1 rRNA gene is annotated in these 277 nt (G+C 51.6%); it reads left to right on the forward strand.

Features of this window, described 5'->3' with window-relative positions:
• Positions 1-277: ribosomal RNA gene (locus BU804_RS01840) — 23S ribosomal RNA — on the forward strand; the annotation flags it as partial.

Consider the following 277-nt stretch of genomic DNA (forward strand, 5'->3'; position numbering starts at 1 on the left):
CGGTAGGAGAGCGTAGTATGCAGCGTCGAAGATGTACCGTAAGGAGCGTTGGAGCGCATACTAGTGATAATGCATGGCATGAGTAAACGATAAAGGAGGTGAAAATCCTCCTCGCCGAAAACCTAAGGTTTCCAGGGTGAAGTTCGTCTTCCCTGGGTTAGCCGGTCCCTAAGCCGAGGCTGAAAAGCGTAGGTGATGGAAAGCAGGTTAAATATTCCTGCGCCACCTAAAACTATGGTGACGGGTCGACGGAGTACGTTAAGCGCGCGGACCATTG

Source organism: Candidatus Protochlamydia sp. W-9, assembly GCF_001950615.1.
Classification (GTDB): domain Bacteria; phylum Chlamydiota; class Chlamydiia; order Chlamydiales; family Parachlamydiaceae; genus Protochlamydia; species Protochlamydia amoebophila.